The organism is Schaalia odontolytica (genome assembly GCF_009730335.1).
Classification (GTDB): Bacteria; Actinomycetota; Actinomycetes; order Actinomycetales; family Actinomycetaceae; genus Pauljensenia; species Pauljensenia dentiphila.
In genome coordinates, this window is sequence record NZ_CP046315.1 from 481,737 (window position 1) to 503,839 (window position 22,103).

Consider the following 22,103-nt stretch of genomic DNA (forward strand, 5'->3'; position numbering starts at 1 on the left):
ACGAAAGGAATTATGCTGTGATCTGCTCCATAATAACGGATGGATATTGTACAAAATCAGAAGGTTCCGCTAGTCTTACCATGCTTTCAAAAATGCCCTTATGGGCTCCCATCAACGCATAGGAGGCACTATGTCCGCTCCTCAGCAGCCCGTCTTCAATCAGCCTGCGCAGGGCAAGTCCCGTATCGTCGCCGGCCTGCTCAACCTGTTCCTCGGCGCCCTCGGCGCCGGTGAGTTCTTCCTCGGCTACACCCAGTACGGCATCTACAAGCTCGTCATCTCCATCGCGTTCATCGTGCTGGGCTTCCTGGATCTCGGCTTCATCTCGACCCTTATCGGCCTGCTCAACTACGTGTGGTGGGTCGCTCTGCTCGCCATGGCCGTCCTGACCTTCATGGGCAAGTGGATCTACGAGAAGGACGCCAGCGGCGTTCCTACCGTCTGAGTTGTGTTCATGCGCACAGTGGGTGCGCGTGAGTAACCTCGAGCGCGGGGCCCGGCATTATGCCGGGCCCCGCACCTTTTCTCCGACCGGGTGGTGTTCTCCGGGATTGATCAGGGGGGTATCGGGGATGGACTGGGTATCGCCAAGTGCCGACCGCACGCTACCCTGTACCGGTACGGCCATTTCGGCCCCCACGTCTATCGAAAGGCTTTCCCATGACGACGCCCGATCCGCAGGCCACCCCCTTCCAGCCCGAGGACGCCGCTGAGGCTCCCGCCTTCCCCCAGGCCTCGACCCCCGGCTACGACGAGGCCACGGCGACCCCCGGCGCGACGACCTACGGCACTGCGTACGACGCGCCCGCGGCCGACCCCTACGCCCAGCAGGGCTACGGTGTCCCCGGCCCAGATGCGAACGCCCAGGGTGCCTACGGTGCGGAAGCCTACGGTCAGCCCGGCTACGAGCAGGCTGCCTATGCAGCCGGTCAGCAGGCTTACGGCCAGCCCGCCTACGGTCAGCCCGCCTACGGTCAGCCCTTCGCCGCTGGTGCTCCCAAGCAGTGGATCGTCGCGCTGCTCCTGGCGTTCTTCCTGGGTGCCCTGGGTATCCACAACTTCTACCTTGGTTACACCACCAAGGGCATCATTCAGCTGATTCTGACGATCACCATGATTGGTGCGCCTATCGCCGCCATCTGGGCGTTCATTGAGTTCATCATGATCATCGCTCGCTCAGGCTCGTACGCATACGACGCTCAGGGCCAGCCCCTGCAGTGATCCCCTGAGGCTGTTGTCGCGGCGCTGAGTATGCGACAATCGAGTCATGCTGCTCAGTGACCGCGACATCAAGGCCTCTCTGGATTCTGGACGTATCCAGCTCGACCCGCTCGACCGGGACCTGGTCCAGCCGGCCAGTATCGACGTGCGCCTGGATCGCCTGTTCCGGCTCTTCGATAACCACCGCTACCCGGTGATCGACCCGGCGGCGGACCAGTCGGACCTCACTCATCAGGTCGACGTGGGCCCCGATCAGCCCTTCGTGCTGCACCCCGGCGAGTTCGTCCTGGGCGCCACCTACGAGCTGGTGACCCTCGGCAACGACATTGCCGCGCGCCTTGAGGGCAAGTCCTCCCTTGGCCGCCTCGGCCTGCTCACCCACTCGACGGCGGGCTTTATTGACCCCGGCTTCTCGGGCCACGTGACTCTGGAGCTGTCGAACACGGCGACGATGCCGATCCTGCTCTACCCCGGCATGAAGATCGGGCAGCTGTGCTTCTTCGACCTGTCCTCCCCGGCTGAGCACCCCTACGGTTCTAGCGGCCTCGGCTCTCATTACCAGGGCCAGCGCGGGCCGACTCCCTCGCGCACCCACGAGCGCTTTACGCGCACCCGCATCGAACGGTGATACCCGATGTCGGCTCTTCCTCCTCCAACGCCCTCCCGGCTTGAACGCATGCGCGCCGAGCGTGCCGAGCGTGCGGCCCGCGAGGCGAGCTATCCGCCAGCACCGGATTCCGCCGACCTGCCGGAGCCTCCCGCTCCCGAGCCGGCTGACTTGCAGGCACCGCCCCCGCCGGAGCCACCTGAGCCGACGCCGGTCATGGGTGTTCCTCAGGTGCAGGTCGCGCCGCAGCGAAGCGCCGGTCACGAGGTTGAGGCCGGCATCCCACCGGTGGCTCCCAGTCAGACGCGCACGGGCGTCATTCAGGGCGTTGCTCTGCCCGGTATGACGCCGCGTGAGCAGGTCACCAACAGGGACGAGGCCCCTCAGGCCGCGCCGGTGAGGCGTTCCCTCAAGGAGCGCATGGCCTCGGCCCCCCATTCGTTCGCGGACCCGACGCCGATGAGCGTGACGGACAACCCGCTCACCCAGACGAACGTCGGCCTGACGACGATGACCTCGACGGACGCTGCCTTCCAGATCGCGGCCGACGGTGAAGTCACGAGCGCTGAGGCCACCATCCCGATCGCCGCCGCCATCGAGGTGAGCGAACCCGCCGGCGTCCTCGACTTGGACGTTGCGCGCGAGCATCACCTGTTCCTTGTCTCCGACGCGGTTGATCCCGCCGAGCTCGAGGCCCTCGCGATTTCCATGTGGGACGAGGCCGGATGGATCGCCCCGGGACGCCTGCGCCTCTCCTCCGACGCCGAGCTGGAAGGCCCGTGGACCCTCGACCAGCCGACGCGCGCGGCGCTGGGCACCCCGGCCTCGCTGTCCAACGCGTGGGTCCTGCACTGCCCGCAGGCGCCCGCCCGCCAGCACAACAACGGCGTCATGGGCGAGTGGGACAAGGCGTTCCCCGACGGCCTGCCCACGGGCCTGGAGTACCGCGTGCTCGAGGCGCTGCGCCGCATGGCCCGCCGCCTCGCGGGCGGACTGCGCATCGCGGGCAGCGGCTACGTCATGGTCCCCGACGCCGACTCGGCCGTGAACCTGACGGTGTACTCGCCGCGCTGGATCAACCCCGAGGATCTGCTCTCCGCGATGCGTGAGCGCGCCGGTTTCGAGCAGATGAAGGATGCGCGTGACATCACGCCCGAGGCCCCCAAGCCCGTCCCGCTGACCCCCGCGCAGATCGCCCAGATCGAGAAGCTGAAGGCCGAGCTGGGCCCGGTGCGCAAGGACATCGCCTCCAAGATCGCCAAGGCCCGCGAGGAGCACGAGGCACAGCGCGACAAGCCGCAGGTCGTCGACGGCTACGCCCTCATGAGTCCGATCGGCCATCGCTCGGACATGATGATCGAGGTCCACGCCGTGCCCACGCCGCCGCGCGTCCTGCGCTGGGAGCCGTGGACGGCCGGAGCCATCATCGAATACCAGGTCCGCTGGCTGCCCACCTCCGCGCCGACGCCCGGCGTTGGCGCGATAAGCCGCACCGCTCGCCTCGAGCGCCTGCGCTCGACCCAGGACGTGGAGAAGGCCGCCGGCATGATCGCGACCCTGGTGGGCGGCAACGTCATCGACGAGGACGGCTTCCTCGTCGGCCTTGAGGAAATCTCCCCTGAGGACGGGGAATAGGCCATCCGTAGACGGTGGGGGTGTCACCCGCTAAGGTGAATGTGTTTTCATATCCACACGAAGGAAAGGACACGCCATGAAGCTCTCTGCACGCAACCAGCTCCCCGGCACCGTCGTTGAGGTCTCTCAGGGCGCCGTGAACGGCATCGTCAAGATCGAGGTCGCCCCCGGCCTGGTCATCTCTTCGTCGATCACGAACGCCGCCATCGAAGAACTTGGCCTGACCGTCGGCTCCAAGGCTGTCGCCGTCATCAAGGCCTCCAACGTCATCGTCGGCGTCGAGGACTGATTTTCTTTCGTTAAAGGGTGGCCCCGCAGGTTTTCCTGCGGGGCCACCCTCTTGTCTGTGTGCGTGCGTTACTGGCCGCGCTTGACGGACTCAAGCAGCATGACGGCTACGTCCCGCACCTCTGGGAGCTTCCCACCCGACGAGGCTGTGGCGGCGTCGTTGTTCGCGCCGCCCTGGTCGGCGTCGGAGGAGACGAAGCCGGCGGACGTGCCCGAGGCGGAGCCGAGCATCTGGGAGCAGAAGGGGCAGGCCGTCGCGACGACGTCCGCGCCCGTGGAGGCGGCCTCGACGATGCGGGCGTCCGCGATCCGGGTCCCGCGCGTCTCCTCGAACCAGGCGTGCGCGCCGCCCGCGCCGCAGCACATCGCGCGGTCGCGGTTGCGCGGCATCTCGACGAGCTCCACGTTCGGCAGGGAGCCCACGAGCTCGCGCGGCGGCTCGTAGACGCGGTTGTGGCGTCCCAGGAAGCACGCGTCGTGGTAGGTGACCTTCAGGGGCGCGCCGACCGAGGGAGCGCTGTCCGCGGACTGTGCCCCGGCCTCGTCCGTGGAGTCCGTGCCCGCGGAGGCAGGCGAGGCGGTGGGGGCCACCGGCGTGAGGAGGCCGTCGCGCACCAGGCGGTTGAGGAGCTGCGTGTGGTGGACGACGTCGAAGGAGCCGCCCAGCTCCGGGTACTCGCCGGCGATCGTGTTGAAGCAGTGCGCGCAGGACACGACGATCTTCTGAGGCTTGGCTTCCTTGAGCGTGTCGATCGCCTGGGCGGCCAGCATCTGGAAGAGGGCCTCGTTTCCGGCGCGGCGGGCCGGGTCGCCCGTGCAGGACTCGCCCGATCCGAGGACCGCGAAGGACACGCCCGCCGTGTGCAGCAGCTCGGCGACGGCCGCGCTGGTCTTCTTCGCCGTGTCATCGTAGGCGCCCGCGCAGCCCACCCAGAACAGGTAGTCAACCTCGGAGGCGTCCTCGATGTCCTCGCCGACGACGGGGATGTCGAAGTCCAGCTTCTTCGCCCAGTCCATGCGCTTGCGGGCCGCCTGGTTGTAGGGGTTCGCCTTGGATTCCATGCCGCGGAACGCGCGGCCCAGCTCGCGGGGGAACGCGCCCTCCATGAGGACCTGGTGGCGGCGCAGGTCAAGGATGTGGTCGATGTGCTCGATGTCGACGGGGCACTGCTCGACGCAGGCGCCGCAGTTCGTGCAGTCCCACAGGACCTCTTCGGAGACGACCTCGGGGACCAGGGGAGCGGTGACCGCGGAGACGCCCTCGGGACCGGTCGCGCCCGACAGGGACAGAGCGGACACCAGGTCGAAAGAGTGCGGCGAGGCCGGCACGCCCTTGTCGAGGAGGACCTCCCCATCCTCGAGCTTCTGGTGGCCCTCTTCCTGCTCGACGATCTGCACGTTAGAGGCGGACTCCATGTGGTCCCGCAGGCCCATGATGAGCAGCTTCGGGGAGAGAGGCTTCTGCGTGTTCCACGCGGGGCACAGCTCCTGGCAGCGGCCGCACTCGGTGCACGAGTACAGGTCCAGGCGGGCCTTCCACGAGAAGTCGTCGATCGTGCCCACGCCGAGGACCGTGTCCTCGGGGAGGTCGTCGAAGTCGTCCTCGCTGGTCACGGGCTTGCCGTCAATGAGCATGTGGTCGGCTGGTCCCAGGGACTTCGTGCCGTCCGCGTTGCGACGCGTGTACAGGTTGAGGATCGCGACGAAGCGGTGCCAGGCGACGCCCATGCCCGTCTGGATGCCGACGACCGTCAGCCAGGTCATGGAGGTGAGGACCTTGAGGGCGCTGACCAGCACGATCGCGTTGGCCAGCGAGGCGGCCGAGGAGGAGACAGCGGCCGCGAAGAGCGCGCCCAGCCAGCCGGTGAGGGGGAAGTGCAGGACGGTCGCGTGGGCCTCGAGGCCCGGGGTGGCGCTGAACAGCGCGTATTCGAGGCCGCGCAGGGCCACGACACACGCGCACACGATGAGGATGACCCACTCGACGAAGAGCGCCTGCCAGCGGGTCGAGCCCAGGAAGCGGGAGGCCAGGCCGCGCGGGGAGGAGTCACGCGGGTGGGGCTTGGCCAGGGACGAGGGCGGGGTGCCTTCCGGGTCGGCCGCGGCAGCAGCGGCGTCGGGGTCGTCGTTCGAGAGGGCCGCCTCGGCGGCCGTGCCGCGCCCGGCGCGCTGGCGCACGACCATCAGGGCGATGATGCCTGCCAGGCCGCCCCAGGCGAAGACCTCGGTGAGCCACTCCCACGGCGCGAAGTGGCCGAGGAGGGGCAGCGTGAAGGTCTGGACGCGCAGCTGTGCGTAGCCTGTGATCAGGGTGAGGAAGAGGATCGGGAAGGACACCATGACCAGCCAGTGGGCGGCCTTGATCCAGGGGCGGCCCTTGAACTCGCGGTGCGTGAGGGCTGCGGAGACGACGCCCCAGAGGCGTTTGCCGACGGGACCTAGGCGCCCCGGGTCGGGCGTGCCCGCCGAGACCGTGCGCCACATGTGTGTCAGGCCTCGTGCGAACGACAGGACGGCCACAGCGCTCACTAGCAGGGCGAGTCCCCACATGATGGCGCTCAGCGTCGGATTGGCCACGTTTCCTCCTCAAGATTGCTGCACTCCATTGTGTCATCTCGACACTGGAGAGAACGGTTCTGCCCCGCAAAGCGTGCGCAATTACGCGCTGCGCGTCATGTTTGCGGGGCCTGCGTGTGTGCGCCACAACGTGGATACATGCCACGGTCTGGGGAAAAGTGTGGGAGAGTGAGAGCGTGCTTCCCGTCTCGCAGCCAGACACGACACTGTCCGACCAGGAACTCTTCGGAGACGATCACCCGCACGATCACTGCGGGGTCTTCGGAGTATGGGCCCCGGGTGAGGACGTTTCCCGCCTGACCTACTTCTCCCTCTACGCCTTGCAACACCGCGGCCAACAGAGCGCCGGTATTGCGACGTCGAATGGCAAGCAGATCCTCGTGTACAAGGATCAGGGCCTCGTCTCGCAGGTGTTCTCCGAGCAGTCCCTCCAGGGCCTGCGCGGCCACATCGCCCTGGGACACGTCCGCTACGCGACGACCGGCGCGGACGTGTGGCGCAACGCCCAGCCGACGCTGGGCCCCACCCCCACGGGCACGCTCGCCCTGGCCCACAACGGCAACCTCACCAACACGGCCGAGCTGCGCGAGCTGGCCGTCGAGATCGCCGATGACGGCGAGGACTTCGAACGCGGCGCCTCCACCGACACCTCTCTCGTGACCGCGCTGCTGGGTATGGCCGACCGTATCCCGGGGCCGACCCCCTTCATCGCGTCCCCGTCCGTGACTCCGTCCGAGACCGATGGGGACGAGGCCGCCCCGGCCTCGTCGCTTGCTGAGGACCTTGAGCCCGCACCCCTCGTCGGCGCCGCCCTGAAGGTCCTGCCGCGCATCAAGGGCGCGTTCTCCCTGGTCTTCATGGACGAGAACACGCTGTACGCCGCGCGCGACCCGCACGGCTACCGCCCGCTCGTGCTGGGCCGCCTGGCCTCCGGCTGGGTCGTCGCCTCCGAGACTGCTGCCCTGGACCTGTGTGGCGCGACCTTCGTGCGCGAGGTCGAGCCCGGCGAGCTCATCTCGATCGACGCGTCGGGCGTGCACTCGCGCCGCTTCGCCGTGCGCCGCTCCAACACCTGCGTCTTCGAGTACGTGTACCTGGCCCGCCCCGACACGACGATCGGCGGGCGCCGGATCGTCGCCGCGCGCCACGAGATGGGTGCCGCGCTGGCGCGCGAAAACCCCATTGAGGCGGATCTGGTGATCCCCACGCCCGACTCGGGTACGCCGGCCGCGATCGGCTACGCGCAGGAGTCCGGGATTCCCTTCGCCCAGGGCCTCGTGAAGAACGCGTACGTGGGCCGAACCTTCATCCAGCCCACGCAGTCCCTGCGCCAGCTGGGCATCCGCCTCAAGCTCAACCCGCTGCGTGAGGTCATCGAAGGCAAGCGCCTGGTCGTCATCGACGACTCGATCGTTCGCGGCAACACGCAGCGCGCGCTCGTCAAGATGCTGCGCGAGGCCGGGGCCGCCGAGGTGCACATCCGCATCTCGTCCCCGCCGGTGCTGTGGCCGTGCTTCTTCGGTATCGATTTCCCGACGCGCGCCGAGCTCATCGCCTCGTCCATGAGCGTCGAACAGGTCCGCGAATCCATCGGCGCCGACTCGCTGGCCTACCTGTCGATCTACGGCATGGTTGGTGCCACCGGACAGGGCACGTCCCTGTGCATCGGCTGCTTCACCGGCGAATACCCTGAGACGATCCCCGCCGGGACCCCCGTGCCCGGAACCCCCGATGCCACCCCCTGCTAACCTCCACGCCCGCGACGCCACCCGGCGCCGCGGGCGTTGTTCTCAACCCGACCACCCAGACACGGCCTCGTCGAGCGCCATCCGCGAAAGGCACCACCCATGACCGACATCCCCCTGGACTACGCGACCGCTGGCGTCGACACCGCTGCGGGCGACCGTGCCGTCGAGCTGATGAAGAGTGCCGTCGCCGCCACCCACGACTCCACCGTCCTGGGCGCGACCGGCGGATTTGCCGGCATGGTTGACGCGTCGGCGCTGCTGGGCATGCAGAAGCCGCTGCTCGCGACCTCCACGGACGGCGTGGGCACGAAGATAGCGATCGCGCAGGCCATGGACGTGCACGACACGATCGGCCAGGACCTGGTCGGCATGGTCGTCGACGACATCGTCGTGATCGGCGCGCGCCCCGTCCTCATGACCGACTACATCGCTTGCGGGCACGTCGTCCCCGAGCGCATCGCCTCCATCGTCACCGGCATCGCGCGCGCCTGCGAGGCCACGGGCACGCCCCTCATCGGCGGCGAGACCGCCGAGCACCCGGGCGTCATGGAACCCGACGACTACGACATCGCGGGCGCCGCGACCGGCGTCGTGGACGCCTCCAAGCTGCTGGGCCCCGAGCGCGTGGCCGACGGCGACGTCGTCATCGCCATGGCCTCCTCCGGCCTGCACTCCAACGGCTACTCGCTGGTGCGCTCCGTCGTCTCCCGCGTCGGCGCCTCGCTGGAGTCCCACGTGGCCGAGTTCGGCCGCACCCTCGGCGAGGAGCTCCTCGAGCCCACGCGCCTGTACACGCGCCCGTGCCTCGACCTGGTCGAGCGCTTCGGCGTCGGCGGTATCCACGCCTACTCGCACGTGACCGGCGGCGGCCTGGCCGCGAACCTGTCGCGCGTCCTGCCCCAGGGCGCCATCGCCACCGTCGACCGCTCCACGTGGACCATCCCCGCCGTGTTCGACTGGGTGCGCCGCGGCGGCGATGTCACCTGGGTCGGAATGGAGGACTCCCTGAATCTGGGCGTCGGCATGGTCGCCGTCGTCTCGGCCTCCGTGGCCTCCGAGGTCCTCTCCGCGATCAATGAGTCCGGGGTGGCCGCGTGGGTCCTGGGCTCCGTCACGTCGGCCGGCGCCGACGGAACCGTGGCTGGCTTCGGGTCGGTTTCGGACCTCGGCGCGGATTCCTCCGGCGTGCGCCTCATCTCCGGTACGAAGGGCGTCCAGGCGGGCGCCGTGCTGCTGCACGGCGAATACCGCGTCGGCTGAGCGTTACGTGGCTTGAGCTGAGCTGAGCTGAGCTTCGCTGAGCGGTGCGCCTGCTCTGAGTGCGTGAGAGGGGTCGAGGCCTGCGGGCCTCGGCCCCTTGTCGTGCGGGTGCCCTTCTGCGGGCGTGCGAGTGGGTGCGGGTGTGCGAGTGGGTGCGGGCGTGCGAGTGGGTGCGGGTGTGCGGGGTGGCGCGTGCGGGCCCGAGCGTGCGCGTGCGTCAGAAATAGTGTTTCGGGTACGCCAAAGCGGCGGACCGGTTCTCGGTCCGCCGTGTGGCTGAGCCGTTACTTAGTGGAGGATCCACCCGTCCAGAAGGACTCATCGAGCTGTTCCGGATCGATGTCGTCTTCTTCCGCGGGCATCTCGGCGAAGTCGGCGTATTTCGAGTAGAGGTCGTCGTCGATCGCATCGTCCTCTTCGGGCTCGTCCGCCGGCACGTGTGCCAGGTACGAGTCCTCATCCGCCAGCTCGCGCTGAAGTGCGTTTAGGTCGGTGTCGGGGCTGAAATACTTCAGCTTCCGAGCGACTTTCATCTGCTTAGCCTTTTGACGGCCGCGCCCCATGGCGTCGACCCCCTCCGCGTCGTTCGGGTCCGCGTGAAGCGGTTCCCTGGGTGTTCAAAATGTTTCGTGGGACCATCATAGCTAATGACGGGCCTTGACCTCACCTTGGATTGGGTTTTGCGCGCTCAGCGGAGCGGGTGAAGGGGCGCGGATGCCCACGAAACCGGGGAAATAGAACCGGCGCAACCCTCGGCCAGTGTGGCCGGAGTTACGCCGGTTCGCGTCAGTTGGTGCTTACAGGGCCTCGGTCACGTCGGACTTGAGAGCCTGAAGCGTATGCGCGGCGGCCTCACGGGCAGCGCGGCGGGCCTCGCGACGGGAACGACGCGACGAGCGGGTCGCCAGCAGGACGATCACGCCGATAGCGCCGACTGCGGACAGGGCGACGACGCCGATCTTCTTGAGGGCCTCGGCGTTACCGCCGGCGGCGTCCTGCAGGGTCAGCGACGCGGACTCCTTGAAGGACGCGAAGCGGGCGCTGGCCTCTTCCTTCGCCTCCTGGGCGAGGGCTGCGGGCTGCACGCGCGCGTACAGCTGGTCGATCGTGGCGGCCAGTTCGGCGCGCTGACGCTCGAGGTCGGCGGTGATCTGGGCTTCTGTGCGCGGCTCGGCGGGTGCGGCCTCGCCGACGGTCACGTTACGCGTATCGAGGTTGGTGCTCACTTGCCCAGTCCCTTCTCGATGGCTTCCTTGGTGGCGGCGACCGACGCGGCCGGGTCGGGGCGGTGGGCCTGCGCGCTCTTCAGGGAGCTGACGCCCACGAGAGCCAGGATCAGCACGATCAGGAGGAGGATGCCGACGACGATCAGCGACGCCGCCCACGCGGGGACGACGAGTTTGAGGGCGACCTCGATCGTGTGGAAGACCCAGCCCAGCAGGTAGAGCGCGAAGACCGCGGCGGCCACGAGAAGGCCGATGCCCTTACCGCTCTTGGACGCGAAGGCGCGCAGCTTCGCCTTATTCAGCTCGACCTCGTCGCGGATGATGCTGGAGATCTGGCCGGTGACCGACGCGAAGAGGGCGCCGATGCTGGGACGCGCCTCGCCGGCGGCGGGTGCGGGGGCAGCGGGCGGGTACTGCCCGGGCTGAGGGGTGGGCTGAGTCATGGATGCTCCTGCGCGTACGGGTGAACGAGGCGATGCCTCGCCTGATACGCCTAGTGTCTCACGAAGAATGGCGGCTCGCAGTGACCGTTACGTTACTCCTGCGGGGCGATCGAGCCGGGCAGGTCGGAGAGGATCTTGCGGGCGCGCACGACCAGGTCGGAGACCTCGGGCTCGGCCAGGGCCGGGTCCTCAGCTTCGACGACGGGGATGCCGCGCATCGCGGTCTCGGTGCGGGGTTCGGGCGAGGCCTGGGGGACCTCGGTCGACTGGGTTGTTTGGGCGGGGGCGGCCTCCACGCGGGTGGTCGCCGCGTCGAGGGCGGCCTCGGCCGGGTCGGTTTCCTCGGGTTCGGAGGCCTGCTGAGCGTCCGAGGTCTGCGCCCCGGCCTCGTCGGAGGTGCCGAGTGGGTGCCACGCGGGGGCCGAGGCGGACCCGGTGGGGGAGATGACCTCGTCGAAGGAGGCGGGCAGCGCCGAGGGGATCGGGCCGAGGAGGGCCTTCGGGTCCTCGGGGTTGGCTTCCAGGGAGGCGGCGATGATCGCGGCCGAGGGGTTGGGTGCGTCGAGCGCGACCCGGCCGTTCGTCAGGAGGATTGCGCGGTCGGAGGCAGCCGCGACCTCGGCGTTCGGGGTCGCGATGACGACCGCGCAGCCCGCGTCCGCGAGGGAACGCAGGAGGGGGCCGAGTTCTTCGCGCGCAGCGGCGGGCAGGGAGACCGGGTCTTCGATGAGGAAGACCTCGGCGCCGGACACGATCGCGCGGGCGATGAGGGCCTTGAAGCGCTCCCACTCGGAGAGCTCGGAGGGGTGGACCTCGACGCGCTGGGCGAGGCCCGTGATCTGCAGGGCGCCCACGAGGTTATCCCAGTCGGCGACGGAGCCCGTCGCGGACAGGGGCGCGAGGATGTTCTGGCGGATCGTCAGGGACTCGTCGAGCGGGGAGTCCGCGCGGATCAGCGCGACCGAGCCGATGCGGCCGGCGAGGCGCGCGGCCAGCGAGCGCGAGGGGGCGGCCACGATGCGGCCGGCCTGCGGCTCCTCGAGGCCCGCGAGGATCAGGAAGAGAGCGCGGGCGCGGCGGCCCGTCGGGTCCAGGATCGCGCTCAGCGAGCGGGCGCGGAAGCCCAGGTCGATGTTCGCCAGGAGGACCGCGCCGGTCACATGGTCCGTGTAGGTCAGGCCCAGGCCGGCGACCTGGACGCGGCCGCCGCTGCCCTTCGCGGAGAAAGAACGACGCGAGCGGTACCAGGGGCGAGGCTCGGCGGGCGGCAGGTGCACGGGGGCGGCGATGGCGTTGTTGACGTTCGTTGATGCGGTGTTGCCCGTGGTGTTGGTGCTGTTGGCGGGCGTGAGCTCCTGGGCAGGCTGCTCGGGATCGGCCTGCGGGGTCGCGGTCTCGGGCGCGATGTCGCTGGCGGTCTCCGCTGTGGTCTGTGCTGCTGCCGCCGCGTCGGTGGTGAGCGCGGCGGGGGAGGCCTCGGCCTCGTCGGTTGTGACGAGGGGAGTGGAGGACGCGAGGGGCTCCTGCAGGTCCTGCGCGCCGTCGTCGGCGAGCGTCTCTGCGGGGGTGTCGGCGGTGGGGGCGTCGGCCTCGTGGGTGGTGCCGCTGAGGATCTCCTCGAACGACGAGAGGGCGCTGCGTGGGGCGGGCGCCTCGTCGGAGGTGTGGGCGGGGGTCGAGGCGGCTCGCTCGGCGCCGGCGCGCGCGGCGTCGGCCGTCACGTCGGCCAGCTCCTGGCTGTCCGAGCCATGCAGGTTTTCACGCGGGTCATTCGACATGCCCCCATTGTTTCAGGATCGTGTCGATTGTGTCGTAATGGCACGCGGAAGTGGGTGGGGTGATACGTTTGTGAGGTCCTGCGAGTGCTCGACGCGACCGCGGTCGCGGTGTTCCCCGACAGGGGATGATCCCGTGTAGTGCATCAGGAGGACGTATTCCCCGCGAAAGCGGGGATTTTTCTATTTGAAGACGGGTGAATGAAATCCTGTCTGCAATATCGAGAACGTGTATTGTATAATAGAATTTCTTCTGTTATGGTTACTCCATCACCTCCGAGGGGGTGGTGACAGCTCCGCTGGTGCTGTCGGGCTCAACATTTTCAGAGTAACCGCATGAGCTCATGCTAGTGCGCATGCCGTACTCAGAGGATGGTTTCGACTCAAGGAAGAGGAAATGGCCCGAAAAGACAGGCAGAGAGTTTCGTTATCGACGCCAGCAACTGCGGAACCCCCAGTTTTCCCTGCCGCCCAGCCTGGCCTCGGTGCTGCTGATCTCTCCGAAATGGCCAGGAGTTTCTGGGCGAAGAGTGGAGACTCCGGCAGCTGGCTATCCGTCGTCCAGCATCTGATGGATGCCGCTGACGTTGCTGGATTCCTCTTCGATGACTACCTGAGCGAGCATCATCGCAGGCTCATGGCCTCGGTCTGGGGAGGAGATCGCGCCAAGGCTCGGGCCTCGTTTGTGTTCCTCGCAGGGGTGCACGATGCGGGCAAAGTGAGTCCCCAGTTCGCATGCCAGCGCCAAGATCTGGCTCAGCTGATCCGCAGCGAGGGGCTGGTCGTCATGCGCAAAGCCGACTACGCTGAACGTTCCTTCCTTCCCCATGGCCTCGTCAGTCAGTTTGCGCTTCAGGAGGAAATAGCTGCGGGTGGCGGTGATGGATCCCGGGCTCTCCAATGGGCGATCCTCGTTGGGGTGCACCACGGTCGATACCCGGACGCAGGTGCCGTGTATGTCGCACGACAGCAGTACAAGACGCAAGAAGGTTCGCGTGAGGATGATCCCCGTTGGGGTCAGGTTCGCTCGGAGATTCTTCGATGGATGGCTGCGCGCAGCGGTTTCCCGCTCGTTGCACCCGGAACTGCCCTGCCGGAGCTGCCCATCGCAGTGGCATCCGCCTATGCCTCGGCCCTCGTGATCGCAGACTGGCTCGCTTCCAACGAGGATTACTTCCAGCTTCGACCTCGACCGGTCGATGAGGCTGGAAAGCTGTCGATCGATGGGTACCCCGAGCTCACTGCGAATCAGCAGCGCGATCGTGTCCGGCGCGCATGGAAGCGAGCGGCCTTCCCAACCCCTCTGCGTATTCCTACAACGCCGAGCGATGAGGTCACAGACTTCTACCGTCACCGTTTCGGGTGGCCGGCCTCGTACTGTCCGACCGAGGCCCAGCGCGCCGCCATTGAGATTGCAACACACGAGGACCCGGATCTCATGATCGTCGAGGCTCCGCCGGGGTCCGGGAAGACTGAGCTAGCCTTCGCGGCCGCCGAGGTTCTCATGCGCGCTCGGGGGCTGCAGGGGGTGTTTGTTGCGCTGCCCACGCAGGCCACGACGAACGCGATGTTTGAGCGCGTCACCGCCTGGCTGACGAGCATTCTGGGCGATGAACCGCAGAAGCTTGGCATCCAGCTCGCGCACGGAAAAAACAGCCTCAATGAGTCCTTCGTGAAGCTCCTCGCGCGCGGCAAGAGCCCCCTTGAGGTGCATGATGATGAGGAAGACCTCGGTCTATATGCGAGCCGATGGATGGGTCAGCGGTGGCGCTCGACGCTGTCGCCGGTTGTGGTTGGCACGATCGACCAGGTGTTGCTCGCAGCCCTGAAGTCGCGTCACGTGCTGGTGCGTCACCTCGGGCTCATGGGCAAGGTCGTCGTCATCGACGAGGTGCACGCCGCCGACGAATACATGGAGACGTACCTGGAAGCCGCCCTCACATGGCTCGGTATGTACGGGATCCCCGTCGTGCTGCTGTCGGCTACCCTGCCGCCCGCGCGGCGTCTTGCTCTCCTGAACGCGTATCGCCGCGGCCGTGGTTCGTCGGGCGTGAGCGCTGAGTCGGTCGATGTCATGATCGGCTATCCGGCTATTTCAACGGTCTCCGCCGCAGGCGTGCGTGTTCATGAAATTGTTGGTGAGGCTGAGGTCCCCAAGCGGATCATCCCGACCTCGCTCGGCTCGCCGCTGGAGATCGCGGAGCTTCTGGACCGCGAGCTCGCCTACGGTGGATGCGCAGTCGTCATCCGCAATACGGTCCGTGAGGCCCAGGAAACATACGAGGCTGTGAGGTCCGTGTTTGGTCGTGAGCAGTCGACCCTGTTGCACTCGCGTTTCCTGGCCGCCGAACGTGCCGCCCGCGATCGCCGCATGCTCGAACTTTTCGGGAAAGATAGTCAGCAACGCCCCTTCAGGCACGTTGTCGTGGCAACGCAGGTGATCGAGCAAAGCCTTGACGTCGACTTCGATCTAATGCTCACCGACCCCGCGCCCATGGACCTCGTGCTGCAGCGTATCGGGCGGCTTCACAGGCACGACAGAGCCGAGCGGCCAAGTGGGCTTCGTGGTGCCAGGTGCCTCTTGATTATTGAAGACATGACTTCCGATCCCTGGGCATACTCTCGTGGCACCGACTACGTGTACGCGCGCTACGCCGTCCTGCGGACCCTGGGGATCATCGCTGGTCGCGGAGAAATACTCGTCCGTGAACCGCGGGACTACGCGGAATTGACAACTCTGGCGTATGACGATGATACGCAGGTCGGTCCCACGCCGTGGCGCGAGGCCTTCGATGCGGCGTTGGAAGAGCGAGATAAAGCACGCGCCCAAGCGCAAGCGAAGGCGACCACCTGGTGTCTCGGCGAAGAGAACACACCCTCCTGGCAGTCCCTCGAACTCGAAGAAAAATTCCTCGGCAATGCCACGACCGGTGACGAATCAAAGGGACCGGGAGTCGCAGCTGCCCGCGCTGCCGTGCGCGATGGAGAAGACCAGATCCCCGTCCTCGTTGTCGCCCTCGACCCCGAGCTGGGCAACGTACCAATGGCTCCTCCCATCAGCGGGGCGCCAGAAGGTGACACGCCTCTCGCAGTCGGTGAATACAACGCACGAGGGCGTATCGCCGACATCTGCTCGTGGAGCATCTCACTGCCGCCGTGGGCATTGCGCGCTCGCGGGCAGAGCATCGACGAGGCGGTGGACGCAGTTGCAGGTGCTATCTGGGATGATCCCATCACGACGGAATGGTCGTGTCGCGAGCATCCGTTCCTGGCGGGGGAACTGATCCTCGCGATGTACAAAACTCCCGACGGGGAGCGCCTCACGCGCGACCTGTGCGGACACACATTCACATACTCTCTCGAAAGAGGAATGGAGGTGCAGGGCCAATGAAGAACCCTGAGTACAACCTACTCGATGAGCCGTGGATACCCGTGCGGCTCGTCGATGGGACCATCACCGATGTCGGCCTGCTGGAGCTACTCCGGCGCACGACCGACATCGCGGACCTAGCGTGCGAGCTACCCACGCAGAGCATCGCGATTCAGCGACTGATCCTGGCAATCATGTATCGCGTGGCCACTCCGCGCGATACGCGTGACTGGGTCAGGCAGTGGGACGAGGGTGCGCCCACGGAGCAGATGATCGAGTACCTCGAACGATGGAGGGATCGTTTCTACCTCTTCGGCGGCCGCTTCCCGTTTATGCAGGTGGCTGATCTGCGCACAGCGAAGGATGCTGTGTCTGGACTGGAGAAGCTGATTGCCGATGTTCCTAACGGTGAGCAGTTTTTCACGACCCGTCACGGTCGCGCCCTGGCGTGCATACCAGCCTCCGAAGCTGCGCGCTGGTTAGTTCACGCGCAGGCGTATGACCCCTCGGGCATCCGTTCGGGAGCAGTCGGTGATTCCCAGGTCAAGGGAGGGAAAGGCTATCCCATTGGCCCAGCGTGGTGCGGACACCTCGGACTCGTGTGGCTCAAAGGAAAGGACCTCGACGAGACGCTCGTCCTCAACCTGATCCCTGCGACCACCGCGGAGTTGCGTGGCGTCGACAGCTCGACCGACTGGGGAGCATGCAGCTGGGAGGATCCCGAACCGGAAACCTCCGTTCGCGGTGACTACTCCCTCCTCGACCCCGCGGGTACTCCGAAGGAGCTGAGTATCCCTCGACTTCTCACCTGGCACTCTCGCCGCATCAGGTTGGTTGGCGACTCGTCCGGCGTGACGGGCGTTGTTTTGGCACAGGGTGATAAACTCGCCCCCCAGGAGATGCGACTCTATGAGCCTCAGAGCCTGTGGAGGTACTCAACCCCGCAATCGAAGAAGTTTAAGACCGACGTATACATGCCTCGTAAATTCGAGGCGGGCCGCGCGCTGTGGCGTAACCTTCCCGGCACCCTGCCCACCGTGACAACCGTGCAGGGCGTGGATAAGCAGCCCAAGCGTGAGTTCCTCCCCTCCGCGACGCTGTCCTTTCACTACCAGCTCGACAATGCCTCGATCCAGACCAGCTATCCCAAGGTGATGAGGATTCAGGCTGTTGGCGTTACGTACGGTCCGCAGGAAGCGACGTTCGAGGATATCTACTCGGACGAGCTGACGTTGTCGGTTGCCGTCATGCGAGTCGAACGCGAGGACCTGTCCGCCCAGATCGACCGTGAGGTTCGTCTGACAGAAGAGGTTGCCAGGGATGTGGGAACTCTTGCGGCGAACCTCGCGCGTGCCGCAGGCGAGAGCGGTGACGGTGCCGGTGATGGGGCTCGATACCGCGCTAAGGAACTCTTCTTCTCCGCTGTCGACAACGATTTTAGGGCATGGCTGACCCAGGTCGATGGGCACGAAAGCGCACGGGATGTTGGGTGTCGGTGGGAGTGTATCTTGAGGCAGCACGCTTTGGGAATCCAGACCGAACTCGTCAGGAGTGCGTCATCGTCGGCAATTGTCGGTCGGGATACCGGCAGGGGATACATGAACGTCGGTATTGCCGAGAACTACTTCCGGTCGGCTCTCAACAAGCGTCTCCCGGTACAGAACACCAATCAGGAAGGAACGAAATGACCAGCAATGATGCTGCTCCGGAGACCCCTCCGGATGGCGGTGCGAAAGGTTTGTCAACACGGCGTGCAGTGTACGGACGTGTCGGTGGGCTGATTGTGACTCGGCTCTGGAACAAGACTCCTTCGGCCCGTGCCCTTCGCGCGCAGCTGAGGGGAGCGCTTTCACAGGAAGCGGGATCAGTGCCCGAGCTGTGGGACCTGACGCTCGATGACCGCCCTGGTTATCTGGGCGATGAGCCGACCAGAGGCGAGAAGGCCGTTCACGGAGCTCTCACTCTCTGGGCCCTCCATCAGGGCTCAAATTCGAGACCCATGCACGACACGTCGGACCGTCCGCGCAGCTTCGCGTCCGCAGTCCGAGTTGTGGCCGAGGGACAGAGCGGCGACAAGCGGGCTGAGGAGACTCCGATTTATCGGCGTTTTTCAGCGGCCGTTCAAGCGCCGACGTTCGAGGGACTTCTTGTGCATCTGCGTTCGCTCATCTCTCAGCTCGAAGCCGCCGAAATTCCCTGTGATTACGCGCAGCTGGCAGCCGACCTCTTCACGTGGCAGGATCCGCGTGACCGCACGTCCGTCATGCGCAACTGGGGGCGTCAGTTCGCTCGCCCCGCTGAAACCATCCACACCGAAACCGATTCCGACGACTGACGTCGGACACCACAATCAATCGCTTCATTTGTGAAAGGAAAGACAATGTCCGTCTTCGTTGATATCCACGTCCTGCAGACCCTCCCTCCCTCGAACCCGAATAGGGACGACACCGGCGCGCCCAAGAGTGCGACTTTCGGTGGAGTCCAGCGTATGCGCATTTCGTCGCAGGCCATCAAGCGTGCGACGCGTCAGGACTTCGAGGGAAAGATCGCCGACGGAAACTATGGTGTACGCACGAAGAAGATCGTCGAGCTGGTTGCGCGAACGATAACCGAGAAGCGTCCCGACCTGGCGGCCGCATCGATTGAGCTCGCTGAGATGGGGCTAAAAGCCATCGGATTTAAACTTGCTGAGCCGCGTGGAAATAAGAGCGACAAGGAGTTGAAGGAATCTGGATTCCTCGTCTTCCTGTCGGCCAAGCAGATCGAGCATGTTTCGGACGCGTTGATTTCGGTCGCTCATGAGGACGATCCCGCGGCAGCATTCAAGGAATTGAAGCCGCGTAGCCTCGTGGATACGGATCACTCGATCGATATCGCTCTGTTCGGGCGTATGGTCGCCGAACCGAATGCTTTGAACGTCGATGCCGCATGCCAGGTTGCCCACGCGATTGGTGTCGGCGCTGTTGAGCGCGAGTACGACTACTACACGGCCGTCGACGACGCGAAGAAGCGTAGCGACGAGGCCGACGAGGGTGCGGGAATGATCGGCACGATCGAGTTCGCGTCCGCGACGGTGTACCGCTACGCGACGATTAACGTAGACCTGCTGCGCGAAAACCTGGGCGACGATGCGGTTGCGGATCGAGCCGTCGAACTCTTCGTGGATAGCTTCGTCCGCTCGATGCCGACCGGAAAGGTCACGACTTTCGCGAATCGCACGCTGCCTGAGGCTGTTCTGGTTCAGGTCCGTGATGACCAGCCGATCAACATGAGTGGCGCTTTTGAGGAACCGATTATCGCCGGTCAGCACGGCTTCGCCGAGCTTGCCATTGCGCGATTCGTTGAGTTTGAGTCGCAGCTGCGTGAGCTCACGGGTCTGGAGGCTGTCGAGTCTCTCGTGTCGTGGACGACGCCTCGTGGCGAGAGCTTCTCGGAGCTTGGCAAGCAGGTGCGCCTGGCGTCTCTCGGTGAAACCGCAGCGGAAGCGGTGCGAGGCACGCGATGAGTGCGGTGCTCGTCTTGAGGCTGGCGGGTCCCATGCAATCGTGGGGCGCGGACAGCCGATTCACGCGAAGGTCGACGGAGGCTTTTCCCACGAAAAGTGCGCTGGTCGGTCTGCTCGGTGCGGCACAGGGGCGCAGGCGCAGTGATCCGATCGAGGACCTCGCTGAGCTGAGCCTTGCCGTCCGAGTTGATCAACCGGGGCAGTTGCTCCACGACTTCCATACGGCGCACAGGGGCGATACGTCGATGCCCTTGTCCCACCGTTTCTACCGGGCGGATGCTGCGTTCGGAGCCTTCATCGAGGGGCCCGACGACATGATTGATGCGCTTGCGCAGGCAATTGTTCGCCCAGTGTTCCCGCTGTACCTCGGCAGACGTTCGTGCCCTCCGACCTTGCCGCTACGTCTCGCTGTCCGGGAGGGCAACGCCTGGGACGCCGTGCGCGAAACTCCGTGGATGGCCTCGACCTACTACCAGAAGAAGCAGCGTCACGATCATTTTGTCCGGATGCGAGTCGTCGCGGATCTGGGAATTATTCCTCCCGAGGTGGAGAAAGTCGCCCAGCAGACGCTTCAGGATATGCCGATCAGTTTCGACTCGGAGAATCGCAAATACACCCTGCGTACCGTTGAGGAGACATATATCGACCTGGAGAATCCGCAGTACGTGGAGACGAAGCTGCAGGCCCACCCCGGCCTCGTGCATGATCCGATGGAGGTGCTCTGATGTATCTGACACGCATCTACCTCAACCCGCACCGTCGTGGGGCGAAGCAGCTCATGCGCAGCCGGCAGACGCTGCACGCGGCTGTGCTGAATTGCTTCCCTCCGAGCGTGCTGGATGATCCCGGCGCACCGCGGGTTCTCTGGCGGCTGGACCGTCCGCCGGCCGTTCGGGGAGCTGCTCCTCGTCAGGGGAGTCCCTCGTGTTCTCTCTACATATCGAGCCCGGTTGCTCCGGATCCCTCGCATATCGTCGAAGAGGCTGGTTACGCGACCGAGGGCGGGGTAGTCATCCGCGACATGAGTAGTTTCCTTGAGGGGCTGTGGGCTGGGCAGCGGTGGGGTTTCCGCCTCTGCGTCAATCCGACGTTCCGGGAGGGCAGCCAGGTCAATGCACGGGGACGCAAGAAGGTTCTCGCACACGTCACGCAGGATCAGCAGACGCAGTGGGTCCTCGAACGCGCTGAGAAATGCGGGTTCAGGGTGCTCACCTCCGCTGAGCTTGGTGGCGAACTACCGGTTCTCGAGGACAGCGACGGGCAACGCGTCGACGGAGCGAATCTGCTGATCAACGGTGTTGAACGCAGTATCGCTGAGTTTAAGCGTGGGGAGCGTCGCGTGACCCTTGGGGTCGCCACCTTCGAGGGTGTCCTTGAGGTGACAGACCCTGATGCTCTGCGCAGAGTCCTTACTCACGGAATCGGCCGAGGGAAGGCCTACGGCTGCGGCTTGATGACTTTGGCTCGGCCATGAGACCGATCCCCGGGGCGAAGCCGCCAGAACCGAAGGATCTGGTCCGTGTTCGAGACCGGTTGACGTTCCTCTACGTCGAGCGGTGCACGATCAATCGTGACTCGAACGCGATCACTGTGGCTGATGGTCATGGAATCGCCCACGTCCCAGCGGCAGCGCTGTCGGTGCTGCTGCTGGGACCCGGGGTTCGGATCACTCACTCGGCGGTGTCTGTCCTCTCCGAGAGCGGATCGACCATCGTGTGGGTTGGCGAGAATGGGGTGCGCTACTACGCGCACGGCTCACCGCCCTCGCGTTCCTCGAGGTTGTTGGAGGCGCAGGCTCGCGCGGTGAGTGATCCGTCGATGCGGCTGACTGTCGCGCGCAACATGTACTTGATGCGCTTCGCAGGTGAGGACGTGTCGAAACTGAGTCTTCAGCAGTTGAGGGGACGCGAGGGTGCTCGGGTGCGTCGCTTGTACCGGGAACACTCGCAGCGTACGGGGGTGCCCTGGGATCGGCGCGAGTACGATCCCGAGAACTATGAGGATGGTACGGTTGTGAACCAGGCTCTCTCGGCTGCGAATTCGGCGATCTACGGGATCGTTCACGCGGTGATCGTTGCACTGGGATGTAGTCCTGGGCTGGGTTTCGTCCACAATGGGACTTATAGATCGTTTGTGTACGACATCGCCGACCTGTACAAGGCTGATCTCACTATTCCGATCGCTTTTGATGTCGCGGCTTCTCCGACTGACGAGGCCGTGGGCAGTGCCGCTCGTAAGGCCGTCCGCGATGCTGTGCGAGAGTTTCGTTTGCTCGAGCGGTGTGTTGCGGACATCAAGGGGCTGCTGTTGGTGTCGGGTGCCTTGAGTGTTGAGGATGATGACGATCTGATTGTCGCTGATCTGCGGTTGTGGGATGACCGCGAGGGCGCGGTCGCTGCTGGGGTGTTGTATGAGGAGAGTGGATCCTGGTGATCGTCCTCGTGCTGT

Annotated in this window: 19 protein-coding genes; 14 read left to right on the forward strand and 5 right to left on the reverse strand. The window is 65.7% G+C overall.

What is annotated here, in order from left to right:
- Window positions 1-130 precede the first annotated feature (130 nt).
- The 5 genes from FOC40_RS02125 (at window position 131) to FOC40_RS02145 (ending at window position 3,752) form a co-directional block, all read left to right on the forward strand.
- Window positions 131-445 (forward strand): NINE protein, encoded by a 315-nt coding sequence (locus FOC40_RS02125; protein ID WP_004565614.1) that lies wholly within the window; start codon window positions 131-133, stop codon window positions 443-445.
- A gap of 215 nt (window positions 446-660) precedes the next feature.
- Window positions 661-1,221 carry a TM2 domain-containing protein gene (locus FOC40_RS02130; protein ID WP_004565613.1) on the forward strand — a complete coding sequence of 187 codons (561 nt, stop codon included), beginning with the start codon at window positions 661-663 and terminating at the stop codon, window positions 1,219-1,221.
- A gap of 46 nt (window positions 1,222-1,267) precedes the next feature.
- Complete coding sequence (dcd, locus tag FOC40_RS02135; RefSeq protein ID WP_003791007.1) at window positions 1,268-1,849, forward strand: dCTP deaminase; 582 nt, start codon at window positions 1,268-1,270, stop codon at window positions 1,847-1,849.
- A 48-nt stretch (window positions 1,850-1,897) separates the two neighbouring features.
- Window positions 1,898-3,463 carry a hypothetical protein gene (locus FOC40_RS02140; protein ID WP_039929665.1) on the forward strand — a complete coding sequence of 522 codons (1,566 nt, stop codon included), beginning with the start codon at window positions 1,898-1,900 and terminating at the stop codon, window positions 3,461-3,463.
- A gap of 76 nt (window positions 3,464-3,539) precedes the next feature.
- Window positions 3,540-3,752, forward strand: a complete 213-nt coding sequence (locus FOC40_RS02145; RefSeq protein WP_004565611.1) for a TOBE domain-containing protein — start codon at window positions 3,540-3,542, stop codon at window positions 3,750-3,752.
- Window positions 3,753-3,820: 68 nt separating this feature from the next.
- On the opposite strand, the gene FOC40_RS02150 is transcribed toward FOC40_RS02145, so the two are convergent.
- Window positions 3,821-6,328, reverse strand: coding sequence for a (Fe-S)-binding protein (locus FOC40_RS02150; protein WP_155844106.1), 2,508 nt, complete (start codon window positions 6,326-6,328; stop codon window positions 3,821-3,823).
- Between the two features lie 176 nt (window positions 6,329-6,504).
- On the opposite strand from FOC40_RS02150, the gene purF reads away from it, so the two are divergent.
- Window positions 6,505-8,076, forward strand: coding sequence for an amidophosphoribosyltransferase (purF, locus tag FOC40_RS02155; protein ID WP_039929661.1), 1,572 nt, complete (start codon window positions 6,505-6,507; stop codon window positions 8,074-8,076).
- Between the two features lie 99 nt (window positions 8,077-8,175).
- Entirely contained in the window at window positions 8,176-9,336 is a 1,161-nt protein-coding gene (purM, locus tag FOC40_RS02160) for a phosphoribosylformylglycinamidine cyclo-ligase (protein ID WP_004565559.1), read from the forward strand.
- 284 nt (window positions 9,337-9,620) lie between these two features.
- Here the strand turns inward: purM and FOC40_RS02165 are convergent, their stop codons facing one another.
- The 4 genes from FOC40_RS02165 to FOC40_RS02180 all read right to left on the reverse strand — a co-directional run bounded on the left by FOC40_RS02165 (window position 9,621) and on the right by FOC40_RS02180 (window position 12,783).
- Window positions 9,621-9,899, reverse strand: a complete 279-nt coding sequence (locus FOC40_RS02165; RefSeq protein WP_003790993.1) for a DUF3073 domain-containing protein — start codon at window positions 9,897-9,899, stop codon at window positions 9,621-9,623.
- Between the two features lie 234 nt (window positions 9,900-10,133).
- A complete protein-coding gene (locus FOC40_RS02170; RefSeq protein WP_004565558.1) occupies window positions 10,134-10,562 on the reverse strand; it encodes a DUF3618 domain-containing protein in 429 nt (142 codons plus the stop codon).
- A complete protein-coding gene (locus FOC40_RS02175) occupies window positions 10,559-11,005 on the reverse strand; it encodes a phage holin family protein (protein ID WP_004565557.1) in 447 nt (148 codons plus the stop codon). The genes FOC40_RS02170 and FOC40_RS02175 overlap by 4 nt, the downstream gene beginning before the upstream one ends.
- Window positions 11,006-11,097: 92 nt before the next feature.
- Window positions 11,098-12,783, reverse strand: coding sequence for an ATP-binding cassette domain-containing protein (locus tag FOC40_RS02180; protein ID WP_155844107.1), 1,686 nt, complete (start codon window positions 12,781-12,783; stop codon window positions 11,098-11,100).
- Window positions 12,784-13,285: 502 nt separating this feature from the next.
- On the opposite strand from FOC40_RS02180, the gene FOC40_RS02185 reads away from it, so the two are divergent.
- Genes FOC40_RS02185 through cas1e form a run of 7 tightly spaced genes read left to right on the forward strand, consistent with a single transcriptional unit; the run spans window position 13,286 to window position 22,088 of the window.
- Window positions 13,286-16,171 carry a CRISPR-associated helicase/endonuclease Cas3 gene (locus FOC40_RS02185; protein WP_004565442.1) on the forward strand — a complete coding sequence of 962 codons (2,886 nt, stop codon included), beginning with the start codon at window positions 13,286-13,288 and terminating at the stop codon, window positions 16,169-16,171.
- Window positions 16,168-17,838, forward strand: a complete 1,671-nt coding sequence (gene casA, locus FOC40_RS02190; protein WP_004565441.1) for a type I-E CRISPR-associated protein Cse1/CasA — start codon at window positions 16,168-16,170, stop codon at window positions 17,836-17,838. The genes FOC40_RS02185 and casA overlap by 4 nt, the downstream gene beginning before the upstream one ends.
- Complete coding sequence (gene casB, locus FOC40_RS02195) at window positions 17,835-18,485, forward strand: type I-E CRISPR-associated protein Cse2/CasB (protein WP_231126048.1); 651 nt, start codon at window positions 17,835-17,837, stop codon at window positions 18,483-18,485. Before casA ends, casB begins: the two co-directional genes overlap by 4 nt.
- A gap of 45 nt (window positions 18,486-18,530) precedes the next feature.
- Entirely contained in the window at window positions 18,531-19,655 is a 1,125-nt protein-coding gene (gene cas7e, locus FOC40_RS02200; RefSeq protein WP_004565440.1) for a type I-E CRISPR-associated protein Cas7/Cse4/CasC, read from the forward strand.
- The gene (gene cas5e / locus FOC40_RS02205) at window positions 19,652-20,380 is read left to right on the forward strand and encodes a type I-E CRISPR-associated protein Cas5/CasD (protein ID WP_004565439.1); all 729 of its coding nucleotides are present in this window, start codon (window positions 19,652-19,654) and stop codon (window positions 20,378-20,380) included. Before cas7e ends, cas5e begins: the two co-directional genes overlap by 4 nt.
- The gene (cas6e, locus tag FOC40_RS02210) at window positions 20,380-21,129 is read left to right on the forward strand and encodes a type I-E CRISPR-associated protein Cas6/Cse3/CasE (RefSeq protein ID WP_004565438.1); all 750 of its coding nucleotides are present in this window, start codon (window positions 20,380-20,382) and stop codon (window positions 21,127-21,129) included. Before cas5e ends, cas6e begins: the two co-directional genes overlap by 1 nt.
- Complete coding sequence (cas1e, locus tag FOC40_RS02215; protein ID WP_004565436.1) at window positions 21,126-22,088, forward strand: type I-E CRISPR-associated endonuclease Cas1e; 963 nt, start codon at window positions 21,126-21,128, stop codon at window positions 22,086-22,088. Before cas6e ends, cas1e begins: the two co-directional genes overlap by 4 nt.
- Window positions 22,089-22,103 lie beyond the last annotated feature (15 nt).

What these genes read in the sequence shown, in the direction of transcription:
- FOC40_RS02125 (WP_004565614.1), top strand. Translation starts at nt 131, where the DNA reads ATGTCCGCTCCTCAGCAGCCCGTCTTCAATCAGCCTGCGCAGGGCAAG.
- FOC40_RS02130 (WP_004565613.1), top strand. Translation starts at nt 661, where the DNA reads ATGACGACGCCCGATCCGCAGGCCACCCCCTTCCAGCCCGAGGACGCC.
- dcd (WP_003791007.1), top strand. Translation starts at nt 1,268, where the DNA reads ATGCTGCTCAGTGACCGCGACATCAAGGCCTCTCTGGATTCTGGACGT.
- FOC40_RS02140 (WP_039929665.1), top strand. Translation starts at nt 1,898, where the DNA reads ATGCGCGCCGAGCGTGCCGAGCGTGCGGCCCGCGAGGCGAGCTATCCG.
- FOC40_RS02145 (WP_004565611.1), top strand. Translation starts at nt 3,540, where the DNA reads ATGAAGCTCTCTGCACGCAACCAGCTCCCCGGCACCGTCGTTGAGGTC.
- purM (WP_004565559.1), top strand. Translation starts at nt 8,176, where the DNA reads ATGACCGACATCCCCCTGGACTACGCGACCGCTGGCGTCGACACCGCT.
- FOC40_RS02165 (WP_003790993.1), bottom strand. Translation starts at nt 9,899, where the DNA reads ATGGGGCGCGGCCGTCAAAAGGCTAAGCAGATGAAAGTCGCTCGGAAG.
- FOC40_RS02175 (WP_004565557.1), bottom strand. Translation starts at nt 11,005, where the DNA reads ATGACTCAGCCCACCCCTCAGCCCGGGCAGTACCCGCCCGCTGCCCCC.
- FOC40_RS02180 (WP_155844107.1), bottom strand. Translation starts at nt 12,783, where the DNA reads ATGTCGAATGACCCGCGTGAAAACCTGCATGGCTCGGACAGCCAGGAG.
- FOC40_RS02185 (WP_004565442.1), top strand. Translation starts at nt 13,286, where the DNA reads ATGGCCAGGAGTTTCTGGGCGAAGAGTGGAGACTCCGGCAGCTGGCTA.
- casA (WP_004565441.1), top strand. Translation starts at nt 16,168, where the DNA reads ATGAAGAACCCTGAGTACAACCTACTCGATGAGCCGTGGATACCCGTG.
- casB (WP_231126048.1), top strand. Translation starts at nt 17,835, where the DNA reads ATGACCAGCAATGATGCTGCTCCGGAGACCCCTCCGGATGGCGGTGCG.
- cas7e (WP_004565440.1), top strand. Translation starts at nt 18,531, where the DNA reads ATGTCCGTCTTCGTTGATATCCACGTCCTGCAGACCCTCCCTCCCTCG.
- cas5e (WP_004565439.1), top strand. Translation starts at nt 19,652, where the DNA reads ATGAGTGCGGTGCTCGTCTTGAGGCTGGCGGGTCCCATGCAATCGTGG.
- cas6e (WP_004565438.1), top strand. Translation starts at nt 20,380, where the DNA reads ATGTATCTGACACGCATCTACCTCAACCCGCACCGTCGTGGGGCGAAG.
- cas1e (WP_004565436.1), top strand. Translation starts at nt 21,126, where the DNA reads ATGAGACCGATCCCCGGGGCGAAGCCGCCAGAACCGAAGGATCTGGTC.